The organism is Cryobacterium sp. M23 (assembly GCF_002929655.1).
GTDB lineage: Bacteria > Actinomycetota > Actinomycetes > Actinomycetales > Microbacteriaceae > Cryobacterium > Cryobacterium sandaracinum.
The window spans coordinates 53,816-65,949 of record NZ_PJJV01000068.1; the positions used below are offsets into that span (position 1 = coordinate 53,816).

The window sequence follows — 12,134 nt, forward strand, 5'->3', positions numbered from 1 at the left end:
TGCTGGCGACTTCACGCTATTCTCGGCACAAACTTTGTTATCGGGGGATATATGGGCAAGCTCACGTACAACTCGTCTCTGACAGCAGATTTCGACGACCGGGTCCTCGCCCATATCCAGGTCGTCATCGGGGCGAAGTTGCGACGCGGCGAGTGTTTCTATTTCACGTGGCGAGACGACCCCCAGGGCGGCGACGGCCGCAGCACGATCTGGCTGCATCCCGCGATACCCCTGGCCTACAAGTATTTCGGCGGGCGCTCCCCCAGCCTCAACCGCGAATGGATCGAAGCCCTCATGCTTTCGGCCAATTCCTCCGGCGGCCTCCAGCTCGTGCCGGAACCACATTGACCCGCGACAGTACTGGTGAAGGACGAATCGTGATCCGAGTCGATATTGTCTACGGCGGCGCGGAGTACTCGTTAGGCGGCCGGTCATTGGAGTCCATCCAGACCGAGGTTGAGACCGCGTTCCTGGCCGGGAAGCCCTACTGGCTGCGGGTGAACAGTGGCGGCGGGCGCTTCGAAGACGCCTACCTGCTGATCGCGCCGGGCATCCCCTTCGCAATTCTCAACGTCAAGCCGCACAACGGCCCGGACATCGATCTCGAGGTGGACGGGGCGTTCAACCAGGACGTGCTCTGACCTGACTGGCGTTCCCCGCCTGACCGGCGTTCCCCGGGAGAGCCCCCGGCTGGCACACTGGGAACATGCTGCCACCACTTGCTGAGTTGCTCAGAACTGCCCGCGTCGTCGCCCTGCCCCTGGCGACGCGGTTTCGCGGACTCGACGCCCGCGAGGCCCTGCTCGTGGAGGGACCGGAAGGCTGGGCGGAGTTCTCCCCGTTCGCCGAATACGACGACGCGGAGGCTGCCACCTGGCTGCGGGCCGCCCTCGATTTCGGTTGGCAGGCCACGCCGCCCCTGCTTCGGGAGCGCATCCCCGTGAACGCGACGGTGCCGGCGGTCACCGCCGACGAGGTCGCCGGCGTGCTCGCCCGGTTCCCCGGCTGCCGCACCGCCAAGGTGAAGGTCGCCGACCCCGGTCAGACCCTCGCCGACGACGTGGCACGCGTGCGCATGGTTCGCCGTGTGCTCGGGCCGGAGGGGCGCATCCGTGTCGACGCGAACGGCCTGTGGAACGTCGATGAGGCGGAGCACGCCATCCACGCCCTCAACGAGTTCGACCTCGAATACGTGGAGCAGCCCTGCGCCACCATCAAGGAACTCGCCGAGATCCGCCGCCGCACCGGCTACCTCGACGTCGGCGTCGCCGCCGACGAAAGCGTACGCCGCGCGAAGGACCCGCTGCTGGTGGCCCGCACGGGCTCGGCCGACATCCTCGTGATCAAGGCCGCGCCGCTCGGCGGAATCCGCGCCGCCCTGGCGCTGATCAACCAGACCGGGCTGCCCGCCGTGGTCTCAAGCGCCCTCGACACCTCGGTCGGCATCTCGATGGGCGCCCACCTGGCCGCCGCGATTCCGGAACTCAACTTCGACTGCGGACTCGGCACGGCCTCGCTCCTTGCCGCCGATGTCACCACCGACCCGCTGCTGCCGGTCGACGGCGGCATCCCGGTACGTCGGGTGACCCCCGACCCGCAGCTGCTGGAGCGTTACGCGGCCGCGGACGACCGGCGTGACTGGTGGCTGGCCCGCCTGACCCGCTGCTACGCGCTACTCACCGACTGAACCAATTCGACGGAGATTCTGCGCAAAAAGAGGGTTTTCGGCGTGTTTGGCGGCGATCCGGCCGAAATCATTGTCGAATTCGTTAGGGGCGAGGACCCCTGGTCTAGAGGCCGGAGTAGGAGTGCAGGCCCTTGAAGAAGACGTTGACGATGCCGAAGTTGAACATGACGGCGGCGAAACCGATGATCGACAGCCAGGCGGACCGTGATCCGCGCCAGCCACGGGTCGCGCGGGCGTGGATGTAGCCCGCGTAGAGGGTCCAGATGATGAACGTCCAGACCTCCTTGGTATCCCAGCCCCAGTAGCGACCCCAGGCCTGTTCGGCCCAGATCGAGCCGGCCATGAGGGTGAAGGTCCACAGGATGAAGCCGATGATGGTGACCCGATAGGCCAGGTTCTCCAGCGTGGCCGCCGACGGCAGGGTGGCCAGGAACCGCAGCCGACCGCTCTTCGCGGACGCGAGGAGCGACTCACGCCGGAACTGGAGGAGTTGCACGGTCGAGAGGGCGAACCCGAGTGCGAAGAAGCCCGTGCCCAGCGAGGCGACGAAGACATGAATGACCAACCAAGCCGACTGCAGGGCCGGCGGCAGGGGCGCGACCTCTACGTAGAAGCGCAGCGCCGCGATGCCGAGAAGCACCAGCACCATGCCGGTGACGAAGGTGCCGAGGAAGCGCAGGTCGGCGCGGGTCAGCACGATCAGGAACACCGAGACGATCAGCAGGGTGCCCGTCATCGCGAACTCGTACATGTTCGCCCACGGGACGCGCTCGGCGGCCACGCCGCGGAGCACCGCCGACACCAGGTGGATCAGCCACGCCAGAACGGTGAGCGAGACGCCCACCCGCAGGCTGGCCGAGCGGCCGTAGGGGGTGACCGCGTCGTTCGCGATGCGAGCGCTGATGCGGGTGAGGGTGGTGGTTCCGCCCGCCGCGCCGGCCGCTTCCGCGCGCGCAGATTCGGCCCGGCGCACCTGTGCGTCTGCCGCCGTGGCGGAGGGGACCGCCGCGGAGCGCTTGGCCAGGTCGAAGGAAAAGGCGATGAACGCGAGAGCGTAGACCGCCATGGCCGAGTAGAGGCTCAGAATGGAGAGCTCGTTGAGATTCACGATGACAGCCTATTTCTGTTCGGATGCCGGGGTGGCCGATTGGGAGGATAACAGCAGGTCCGTGTGCCGATCGGCGAGGTCGCTGACGGCGGATTCCAGGGTCGGGTCCTCGCCCCGGGCTAGACCCGCGTATTCGAGGCGCAGCGAACCGTCCTGCTCCGGCACGGCCTTCACCCAGACCCGCCGACGTGGCACGAACAGTGACGTCAGCAGGCCGAGCAGGGCCAGAACGGCGAAGGACAGCACCCAGAGCTGGGTGGGGTCGTGGTGGATGTCGAACGAGGCAAACCGCAGCACCGAACCAGAGAAGTCCCCGTTCTGCGCCCCCGGGTTGGCGTCGTCGAAGGTGACGGACCCGAGGCCGTTCGGCAGTTCCCGGGTTTCCCCCGGCTTCAACTCGATCGACTCCACGCCGGTCTTGCCCCCGGTGAGCTGGGTCATCTTGTCGATGTCGAGCGAGTAGACCGACGTCGGCACGCCCGCGTCGAGCCCCAGGTCTCCCGAGTAGACGTTGAGGGTCAGCAGCGGGTATTCGAGGTCAGGGAAGGAGGAGAAGAAGGCCCCCGAATCCGCGGTGGCCTGGGTCGGGTAGAAGAAGCCGATCATGCCGAGTTGCTCGGCGAGCCCGTCGGGAACCTTGATCACGCCGAGGGAGGTGAGGTTGGCATCCTGCGGCAGGAACGGCACAGAGTCGGTGAAGACGACCACCCCGTTCGGGTCCTTTACGGTGAGGGTGGGGGCGTAGCCGTTGCCGAGCAGGTAGACGTCGGTGCCGCCGGTGCGGGCCGGCCCGTTCACCTTCACCTGGCTGGCCTCTGCGGCCTCGCCCCGCGGGGTGATGGTGACCTCTGCTGTGAAGTCGATCGGCTGGCCGTAGGCCTTGAGGTTCTCCTCCTCGTAGGTGACGTCGAAGTTGTCGAGGGTGAGTTTGTAGGGCGTGAGGCTGGTGTCGTTGAAGAACCGGCCGGGGTTGAACGAGTCGTAGGCCAGCAGGGTGTTCACGAAGGTCTGCCCTTCGACCAGCACACGTTGGCCGCTGAACCCGAAGCCGCCACCGAAACCGACGGTGATCAGGATGCCGACCAGGGCGAAGTGGAAGACCAGGTTGCCGGTTTCACGCAGGTAGCCGCGTTCGGCCGAGACCGAGGTCTCCCCGCGATTCTCGAAGACGGCCGCCCGGTAGCCGCTGGTCTTCAGAAGCCTGCGGGCGGACTCGACGGCGGCCTGGGCATCCGTGCCGGCCGGAGCGATGCGCGCCGTGAAGCCGGCCAGCCGGGACAGGCGGGCGGGGGTGCGCGGCGGCTTGGCCCGCAGCGCGAGGTAGTGGTGCTTGGTGCGCGGGATGACGCACCCGATCAGCGAGATGAACAGCAGCAGGTAGATGGCCGAGAACCACGCCGACGAGTAGACGTCGAACGCCTGAACCGTGTCGAGCAGCGGTGCGAGGTCGGGGTTGTCGGCGAAGTACTGGGTAACCCCGTTCGGGTCGGAGCTGCGCTGGGGTACCAGGGATCCCGGCACGGCGGCGATCGCGAGAAGCAGCAGAAGGAACAGCGCGGTGCGCATGTTCGTCAGCTGGCGCCAGAACCAGCGCAGCCAGCCTGCGAAGCCGAGGTGCGGTTGCACGATTCCCGCGGAGGCCGGGGCGTCGTAATGGTCAGATGGCCGGGACATAACTTCCGATCGTTCCTTGCAGGTCGAGGAGCCAGGCGTTCCACACGCCACTGACCATGAGCACGCCGATGAGAACGAGGAGGAGACCGCCAAACAGGTTGATAGCCCTGACGTGCCGTTTCAGGAAGGAAACGGCTCCGGTCGCCCAGCTGAGGCCGAGCGCGATGAGAAGGAACGGGATGCCCAGCCCGAGCGCGTAGAACAGGGCCAGCAGTCCCCCCTGCCAGGGAGAGCCCGTGGTCAGGCTGAGAGAGTTGATGGCGGTGAGCGTGGGGCCGGTGCAGGGGGTCCAGCCCACGGCGAAGACCGCGCCGAGCAGAGGGGCGCCGGCCAGGCCCATCCCCGGTCTCCAGGTTGCCTTCACGCTGCGCTGCGCGAAACCGAACTGGCCGACGAACACCAGGCCGAGCAGGATTATCACGACGCCGGCGATGCGGGTGATCGCATCGCGATACTGGTTCAGCCAGAATCCGGCAACCCCGAAAATGACACCGGTGAGCACGAAGACGAGGGTGAAGCCGAGGATGAACAACAGGACCCCGAGCAGCAGACGGTTGCGGCCCCGGCGGTCGCCGCGCGCGGCGGTCGAGCTGCCGTCGGTGAAGCCGCCGATGTAGGCCAGGTAGCCGGGCACGAGCGGGAGGATGCAGGGAGAGGCGAACGAGACGAGCCCGGCCAGCACGGCGATGGGAATGGCCAGGTAGAGCTGGCCGCTGAAGACGATCTCGCCGAAGGGGTTGTCCACGCCTACGAATCCTCGGCGATCGCGTCGCGCACGAGAGTCTCGAGGATGGAGGGCTCCGAGATCGCACCGAGGATGCGGGCCGCAACCCGGCCTGACCGGTCGAGCACCAGCGTGGTGGGAACGGCGTTGGGCGGGATGCTGCCGCTGAACGCGAGCTGCATGCTCCCGTTGTCGACGTCCATCACCGACGGGTAGGTGATGCCGAAGCTCTCGTTGAACGCGGTCGCGTTCGCGGCCTGGTCCCGCACGTTGACGCCGACCCAGTGGGCGTCCGTGCCGGCGAATTCCTCGTTGAGTTTTTGCAGGGCCGGGGCTTCCGCCCGGCAGGGCGCGCAGCTGGCGTACCAGAAGTTGACCACGACGACCTTGCCGGCGTAGTCCTCGCTGGAGAGCGGGTCGCCGTTTTCGTCGGCGCCGCTCCAGGAGATGGGATCGCCGCGCTCGGCGGCCGGGATCTCGGTCCAGCTGCCGTCACCGGCGATGAAGCCCTTACTGCTGCCCTCGCGATACTGTTCGGCGAGCGGGTCGGCGGAGCAGCCGGTCAGCAGTAGCGCCACGGCAACCAGGGCGGTGACGGCGGCGCGGGGACGGAGGTTCATACGGCTCCTACGTCCGAGGCGCCGACCTGCAGCGACAGGGCAGGGTTGGAGTAGCCGGTCTCGTCGGGGAAGCCGCCGGGCCAGGACAGGGTTGTGATGCTCGACAGGTCGCAGCGGCGTTTGCGCGGGTCGTGCGGCAAACGCTGCCGGGCCAGGGCGCGGTGCACCATCCAGATCGGAAGCTGGTGGCTGACGAGCACGACGTCGCCCTCGTCGACCGAGTTGCGGGCATCCTCGATCGCGGCGAGCATGCGCTTCGCGATCGAGTCGAACGGTTCGCCCCAGCTGGGGCGCAGCGGGTTGATCAGCGCGTGCCAGCTGCGGGGATCGCGCAGGGCCCCGCCCGTGCCCCGCATCCGTTTGCCCTCGAAGAAATTGGTCGGCTCGATGATGCGCGGGTCGATGTCGACCGGAAGGGTGAAGGCAGCCGCGATCGGAGCGGCCGACTCCTGCGCACGCTGCAGCGGTGAGGAGATGATGCGGGCGACGGGGCGCCCGCGCTCCACCAGATCGGCGGCAGCCGCCTCGGCCATCTGAGCCCCCAGATCGGAGAGGCGGAATCCGGGCAGGCGTCCGTACAGAACGCGCTCGGGATTGAAAACCTCACCGTGCCGCACGAGATGTACCTGTCTGGCTACCACTCTTCCAGTCTACGGAGGGGGCACCCGCGAATACGCCGAGAGCCGTACGGCTAAACTTGCCCGGTGACTGAGCGCATAGTGATCAAGAACCTGGACGCCCTCGACAACGGACCCGTGACGGTGTCCGGGTGGGTCGACACCGTCCGAGACCAGAAGAAGGTGCAGTTCGTCGTGCTGCGCGACGAATCCGGCGCGGTGCAGCTCGTGAACCCGCGCACCACGGATGCCGACGGCATTGTCGTCGCCGACGAACCGGCCACCACCATCTCCACCCTGTCGCAGGGCAGCTTCGTCACCGTCACCGGTGAGCTCAAGCACGACGAGCGCGTCAAGCTCGGCGGCATCGAAATCAAGCTCGCGACCCTCGAGGTCGTCACGGTCGCCATCCCCGAGACTCCGATCGCGGCCGACTCCAATCTGGACAAGCGCCTCGACTGGCGCTTCCTCGATCTGCGCCAGCCCAAGCAGAACCTGATCTTCCGCCTCCAGACCACGTTCGAGCACGCACTGCGCACGTACTGGATCGACAATGACTTCATTGAGCTGCACACCCCGAAGCTGATGGCCAGCGCGAGCGAGTCCCGCGCCGAGCTGTTCGAGGTGGAGTACTTCGACACCAAGGCCTACCTCGCGCAGAGCCCGCAGTTCTTCAAGCAGATGGCCCAGGCCGCCGGCTTCGGCAAAATCTTCGAGGTCGGACCGGCGTTCCGCGCCGACCCGTCGTTCACCAGCCGTCACTCCACCGAGTTCACCAGCGTCGACTCCGAGATCAGCTGGATCGACAGCCACGAAGACGTCATGCAGCTGCACGAAGAGCTGCTTGTCGCCGGATTCACGGCCGTCAAGGAGAAGCACGGCGACGAGGTCCTGGCCCTCTTCGGGGTCGAGGTCACCGTGCCCAGTACACCGTTCCCGCGCATCCCGCTGGCCGAGGCCAAGGAGATCGTCAAGACCCGCGGCTACGAGGTCCCGCGCGATGACGACGACATGGACCCCGAAGGCGAACGCCGGATCGCCGCCTACGTGCTCGAGACCTTCGGCCACGAGTTCGTCTTCCTCACCGACTACGCCTCAAGCATCCGGCCGTTCTACCACATGCGCCACGAGGGCGACGCGAGCATCACCAAGAGCTATGACCTGATCTTCAACGGCACCGAGATCTCCACTGGAGCGCAGCGCGAGCACCGCATCGACATTTTGGTCGAGCAGGCCAAGGAGAAGGGCGTCGACCCCGAGGAGATCGAGGGCTACCTCGACTTCTTCCGCTACGGCGTTCCGTCGCACGGCGGGTTCGGCATGGGCCTCGCCCGGGTGCTCATGCTGATGCTGCACCAGGCCAGCATCCGCGAGGTCACCTACCTGTTCCGCGGCCCGACGCGCCTCGAGCCGTAGCCGAACGGGCCGTAGCCGAACGGTCAGACGACGACATCGACGGCCATCCTCGACGATACGACGGAACGGATGAAGGTTCCCGCCGCCTGGTGGGCGGGGTGCACCTGGTAGCGGTTGACGGCGTCCAGGTCGTCAAAGTCGGCGATCAGCACGACGTCCCAGTTGGAGCCGCCGGCGACGTCGAAACCCACCTGCAGTGAGCGGATCTCGTCGACGACGCCCACGAGCCCTTCCAGGCGGACCGCGATCCCGGCCGCGGCGGCGGCCTTCTGGACCGGGTCAGCCGGGGCTAGTTGCCAGGAGACGATGTGCCGGATCATCGCACGGCCAGAAGCGCCGTGCGCAGCCGCAGTGGATCGATGCGCCAGTAATTGTGCACCTTGCCGTTGAGCAGGAGCACCGGGATGTCCTCGACGTACAGGGCGTGCAGCTCGGCGTCGTCGAGAATCGAGCGCTCTTCGAGCACGATGTCGGGGGCGGACGGGTCGTCGGCGAGTTTGGTCACGACGCTGCCGACCAGATCCCGGGCGTCATCGCAGAGGTGACAGCCGGGCTTGCCGATCAGGGTGAGGAGTGCAGTAGCCATTGCTCCAGCCTATGCTGGCTCGCCGACGCAACACGCAACTAGACTTGACCGCACACATGTCCGAAGACACCATCGCCCCCGCAATCGCGTTCTTCGACGTGGACAACACCCTCCTGCGCGGCGCCAGCCTGTACCACCTCGGTGTGGGTGCCTGGCGGCGACGACTGGTCACCGGCCGGGACCTACTCTCCTTCGCCTGGAAGCAGGCCCGATTCCTCTACGTCGGCGAAAACAGGATGCACCTCGCGAGCATCCGGGAGCGCGCGCTGGAAGTGGTCGTGGGCTACAGCCGGGACGAACTCGTCGCGCTCAGCACGGAGATCTTCGACGCCCGCCTCTTGCAGCGGCTCTGGCCGGAAACGGTCGCCGTCGCCCGTGCGCACCTCAAGGCCGGGCGCGAGGTCTGGCTCGTCTCCGCGACCGCCCAGGAGGTGGCCGACGTCATCGCCGAACGGCTGGGCCTCACGGGCGCGCTCGGTACCCGGCTCGAGGCCGTCGACGGAATTTTCACCGGCCGCCTCACCGAGGGTGTCTGCCACGGTGCCAGCAAGGCCGTCGCCGCCAACGCCCAGGCAGAGCGCAGCGGCGTCGACCTGGCCGTCTGCTGGGCCTACTCCGACTCCCACAACGACATTCCGTTGCTGGACTTGGTCGGCAATCCGGTGGTCGTGAATCCGGATGCGACGCTCCGCCGCTATGCCGCGGCCCGCCACTGGCCGGTGATGATCCTCAAACGCGGCAGCATCAGGGCCGCCACCCGGACAAGCAAAAAGCGCTAGACCCCAGGGGCCTAGCGCTTACGCCGGTAGCTATGACAAACGGTTCAGAACCGTCTACTTCTTATTGCGACGCTGGTGGCGAGTCTTACGAAGCAGCTTGCGGTGCTTCTTCTTCGCCATACGCTTGCGTCGCTTCTTGATTACAGAACCCACACGGACCTCACAAAAGAATTGGTTTCGCCGCGGGATTCGCGACAGACACGGTAGATGTCAGTCTACCGGAAAAACAACACTCTCCTACGCGGTGTGCGCATTCGGGCGTTCAAGCGCCGCCGACTAGTCGATCCTCCGCCATTTTCGGGGCTTAGCATCTTTGACCGCATGCGCCATTTGGTATGATGTTTCCGCAAAGGCCTTTCCGATGGCCGCGGCGAATGCCCGCTGTTCCACCTTCAAGCCCTCTGTCTCCTCGGTCAGCTCCTCGACGGTGGCGTCGAAGTCGACAGTGAGGAAGGGGATCAGCCAGTCTTCGATTTCCTCGAGCGGCGCGTAGTCAAGATGGTAATACCGGTGCTGACCGGCTTCTCTCACGCCCACCAAGCCCGCTTCGCGCAGCACCTTCAGGTGCTTCGAGATGGTTGGCTGGCTCAGGCCGAGCTTGTCGACGATGTCAGACACGCTCAGCTCTCCGCCGGCCGTGTTCGATTGGTTGTATCGCTCGAGGAGAATGCGTAGAATTTCGCGTCGGGTCGAATCCGCCACCACGCCAAAGATGTCTGCCATGCCTCAAGGCTACTCATTCCCGGTGGGGGATACCATGGCGACAGCCGTTCGTCGCGGGCAAGTCGGAGGTTTCAGTGCAGACTCGGATAGCGGATTCCGCCTTCGCACCGCGTCCCACCAGTTGGTACGCCTGGTTGCGAGACTCAGTGGACGGTCTGGTCCGCAGCTCGCCGTCCCGATTCGCCATCCTCGTTTTCACCGCACTGGTCCTGGTGTTCACCCTCCTGTTCTCCCTGCCCATCGCCACGGCAGACCGCATCGTCACCCCGCTGCACGATGCCCTCTTCACCGCGGTGTCGGTGATCTGCGTGACCGGCCTCGCGACGGTGGACATGGCCACGCACTGGTCGGCCTTCGGCAATGTCCTGGTGGTGGTCGGCGTCAATATCGGCGGGGTCGGCGTGCTGACCCTCGCCTCCCTGATGGGAATGGTCATTTCCCGGCGCCTGGGCCTGCGCGCCCGGCTGATGGCCGCCAGTGACACGAACCCGTCCCGCATCCATGCCGGACCGGTCAATGAAGGACAGGCCGTTCGCCTGGGCGAGGTCGGCAACCTGCTCGTGACGGTCGCGATCAGCGCCTTCGTAATCGAGCTGGTCGTGGTTATTCTGCTCTTTCCGCGTATCCTCGCGGTCGGGACACCTGTCGGCGAGGCGCTCTGGCAGAGCGTGTACTACGCGGCCATGGCGTTCACCAACAGCGGTTTCTCCCCCAACGTCGGAGGTTTGGCCCCGTTCGCCAGCGACTACTGGTTCCTCAGCGCCTTGATGGTGGGCGCGTTCCTCGGCAGCCTGGGTTTCCCGGTGATCTACGCCCTCGCCCGGGGCTGGCATAGCCCCAGACGCTGGTCGCTGCACGTGAAACTGACCCTCTTCACGACCGTGGTGCTGCTCGTGGCCGGCGTCGCCGTGTACATCGCGCTCGAGTTCGACAACCCGGAGACGTTCGGGTCGCTGAACGTGGGCGACACGATCTTCCAGTCGCTCTTCCTGTCGATGATGACCCGGTCCGGCGGCTTCGCGACCATCGACATCAGCGACCTGCAGGGGGCGAGCCTGCTCGCCACGGACATGCTGATGTTCATCGGCGGCGGCTCCGCGTCGACCGCCGGCGGCATCAAGGTGACGACCCTGGCCATCCTCTTCCTCGCCGCCTTCGCCGAGGCCAGCGGACGAAGCCAGATGGAAGCGTTCGGCCGCCGGATCCCCAGCGACATCCTGAGGCTCGCGGTCAGCGTGGTGCTGTGGGGCGCCACGACGGTGGCCGTGTCCAGCATCCTGATCCTGCAGATCTCCAAGGCGCCCTTCGACCAGGTGCTCTTCGATGTGATCTCCGCGTTCGCCACCTGCGGCCTGTCGACGGGCCTGACCGGCGAACTACCTCCGGCCGGAGTGTATGTGCTGGCGGCAACCATGTTCATGGGCAGGATTGGTACAGTGACTCTCGCGGCTGCCCTCGCCGCGAGCCAGAGCAGGCAGTTGTTCTCCCGTCCGGAAGAGAGACCCATCGTTGGCTGACCGCTTCAAACACGACGCACCGGTGCTCGTGATCGGCCTCGGCCGGTTCGGCGCGGCCACCGCGGGGCAACTCGACCGGCTCGGACGGGATGTGCTCGCCGTCGACGACAGCGCGGTCCTCGTGCAGAAGTGGTCCGAACGCGTCACGCACGCGGTGCAGGCCGACGCCACCTCCATGGAAGCGCTCCGCCAGATCGGCGCGCAGCAATTCTCGATCGCCGTCTGCGCCGTCGGCTCGTCCGTCGAGGCCAGTGTGCTGATCGCGGCGAATCTGGTCGACCTCGGGATCCCGCAGATCTGGGCGAAAGCGATCTCCAAGTCGCACGGCACGATCCTCGAGCGCATCGGGGTGAACCACGTCGTCTTCCCGGAGGCACAGGCAGGCGAACGCCTGGCGCACCTCGTCTCCGGACGCCTGCTCGACTTCATCGAATTCGACGACGACTTCGCCCTGGTCAAGATGATCCCGCCCAAGCCGATCCGGGGCCTGAACCTGACCGAATCCGGGCTGCGCCGCAAGTACAACGTCACCGTGGTCGGCGTGAAGAGCCCCGACCGCCCCTTCACCTACGCCACCGAGAAGACGGTCATCACCGACCAGGACCTGATCATCGTCTCCGGCACCGAGTCCGACATCGAGCGGTTCGCGTCGCTGGAGTTTTAGGGGCCTGGAGTTCTCGTGG

16 protein-coding genes are annotated in these 12,134 nt (G+C 66.4%); 7 read left to right on the forward strand and 9 right to left on the reverse strand.

The features are described from left to right. The first annotated feature begins 51 nt into the window (after positions 1 to 51). From CXY82_RS08145 to CXY82_RS08155, 3 genes are all read left to right on the forward strand, one after another. Positions 52 to 348, forward strand: coding sequence for an ATP-dependent DNA ligase (locus CXY82_RS08145; RefSeq protein WP_104100695.1), 297 nt, complete (start codon positions 52 to 54; stop codon positions 346 to 348). A gap of 29 nt (positions 349 to 377) precedes the next feature. Further along, positions 378 to 641: a hypothetical protein gene (locus CXY82_RS08150; RefSeq protein WP_104170472.1), complete on the forward strand. Its 264-nt coding sequence runs from the start codon at positions 378 to 380 to the stop codon at positions 639 to 641. A gap of 65 nt (positions 642 to 706) precedes the next feature. After that, positions 707 to 1,687: an o-succinylbenzoate synthase gene (locus CXY82_RS08155; RefSeq protein ID WP_104170473.1), complete on the forward strand. Its 981-nt coding sequence runs from the start codon at positions 707 to 709 to the stop codon at positions 1,685 to 1,687. A gap of 103 nt (positions 1,688 to 1,790) precedes the next feature. Here CXY82_RS08155 and ccsB read toward each other — a convergent pair whose 3' ends face one another. The 5 genes from ccsB to CXY82_RS08180 are packed head-to-tail and all read right to left on the reverse strand — an operon-like array spanning position 1,791 to position 6,454. Then, positions 1,791 to 2,753: a c-type cytochrome biogenesis protein CcsB gene (gene ccsB / locus CXY82_RS08160; RefSeq protein ID WP_104170502.1), complete on the reverse strand. Its 963-nt coding sequence runs from the start codon at positions 2,751 to 2,753 to the stop codon at positions 1,791 to 1,793. A gap of 51 nt (positions 2,754 to 2,804) precedes the next feature. After that, positions 2,805 to 4,469: a cytochrome c biogenesis protein ResB gene (locus CXY82_RS08165; protein ID WP_104170474.1), complete on the reverse strand. Its 1,665-nt coding sequence runs from the start codon at positions 4,467 to 4,469 to the stop codon at positions 2,805 to 2,807. Continuing rightward, positions 4,453 to 5,214, reverse strand: a complete 762-nt coding sequence (locus CXY82_RS08170; RefSeq protein ID WP_104170475.1) for a cytochrome c biogenesis CcdA family protein — start codon at positions 5,212 to 5,214, stop codon at positions 4,453 to 4,455. The genes CXY82_RS08165 and CXY82_RS08170 overlap by 17 nt, the downstream gene beginning before the upstream one ends. Positions 5,215 to 5,216: 2 nt before the next feature. After that, the gene (locus CXY82_RS08175) at positions 5,217 to 5,813 is read right to left on the reverse strand and encodes a TlpA disulfide reductase family protein (protein WP_104170476.1); all 597 of its coding nucleotides are present in this window, start codon (positions 5,811 to 5,813) and stop codon (positions 5,217 to 5,219) included. After that, positions 5,810 to 6,454 (reverse strand): histidine phosphatase family protein, encoded by a 645-nt coding sequence (locus CXY82_RS08180; protein WP_104100689.1) that lies wholly within the window; start codon positions 6,452 to 6,454, stop codon positions 5,810 to 5,812. The genes CXY82_RS08175 and CXY82_RS08180 overlap by 4 nt, the downstream gene beginning before the upstream one ends. Before the next feature lie 63 nt (positions 6,455 to 6,517). Here CXY82_RS08180 and aspS point away from each other — a divergent pair, with 63 nt between their 5' ends. Continuing rightward, complete coding sequence (gene aspS / locus CXY82_RS08185) at positions 6,518 to 7,846, forward strand: aspartate--tRNA(Asn) ligase (protein ID WP_166786597.1); 1,329 nt, start codon at positions 6,518 to 6,520, stop codon at positions 7,844 to 7,846. A gap of 23 nt (positions 7,847 to 7,869) precedes the next feature. Here aspS and CXY82_RS08190 read toward each other — a convergent pair whose 3' ends face one another. Then, the gene (locus CXY82_RS08190) at positions 7,870 to 8,166 is read right to left on the reverse strand and encodes a Dabb family protein (RefSeq protein WP_104170478.1); all 297 of its coding nucleotides are present in this window, start codon (positions 8,164 to 8,166) and stop codon (positions 7,870 to 7,872) included. Then, positions 8,163 to 8,432: a glutaredoxin family protein gene (locus CXY82_RS08195; protein WP_104170479.1), complete on the reverse strand. Its 270-nt coding sequence runs from the start codon at positions 8,430 to 8,432 to the stop codon at positions 8,163 to 8,165. The genes CXY82_RS08190 and CXY82_RS08195 overlap by 4 nt, the downstream gene beginning before the upstream one ends. A gap of 56 nt (positions 8,433 to 8,488) precedes the next feature. On the opposite strand from CXY82_RS08195, the gene CXY82_RS08200 reads away from it, so the two are divergent. Further along, complete coding sequence (locus CXY82_RS08200) at positions 8,489 to 9,211, forward strand: HAD family phosphatase (RefSeq protein WP_104170480.1); 723 nt, start codon at positions 8,489 to 8,491, stop codon at positions 9,209 to 9,211. A gap of 54 nt (positions 9,212 to 9,265) precedes the next feature. Here CXY82_RS08200 and CXY82_RS08205 read toward each other — a convergent pair whose 3' ends face one another. Next, the gene (locus tag CXY82_RS08205) at positions 9,266 to 9,364 is read right to left on the reverse strand and encodes a 30S ribosomal protein bS22 (protein ID WP_003792170.1); all 99 of its coding nucleotides are present in this window, start codon (positions 9,362 to 9,364) and stop codon (positions 9,266 to 9,268) included. Positions 9,365 to 9,487: 123 nt separating this feature from the next. Next, positions 9,488 to 9,934 (reverse strand): helix-turn-helix transcriptional regulator, encoded by a 447-nt coding sequence (locus CXY82_RS08210; RefSeq protein WP_104170481.1) that lies wholly within the window; start codon positions 9,932 to 9,934, stop codon positions 9,488 to 9,490. A 146-nt stretch (positions 9,935 to 10,080) separates the two neighbouring features. Here CXY82_RS08210 and CXY82_RS08215 point away from each other — a divergent pair, with 146 nt between their 5' ends. Together CXY82_RS08215 and CXY82_RS08220 are read left to right on the forward strand one after the other, a co-directional pair. Further along, positions 10,081 to 11,451, forward strand: coding sequence for a TrkH family potassium uptake protein (locus CXY82_RS08215; RefSeq protein ID WP_233199259.1), 1,371 nt, complete (start codon positions 10,081 to 10,083; stop codon positions 11,449 to 11,451). After that, positions 11,444 to 12,115 (forward strand): TrkA family potassium uptake protein, encoded by a 672-nt coding sequence (locus CXY82_RS08220; protein ID WP_104170482.1) that lies wholly within the window; start codon positions 11,444 to 11,446, stop codon positions 12,113 to 12,115. The genes CXY82_RS08215 and CXY82_RS08220 overlap by 8 nt, the downstream gene beginning before the upstream one ends. The last annotated feature ends 19 nt before the right edge of the window (positions 12,116 to 12,134 follow it).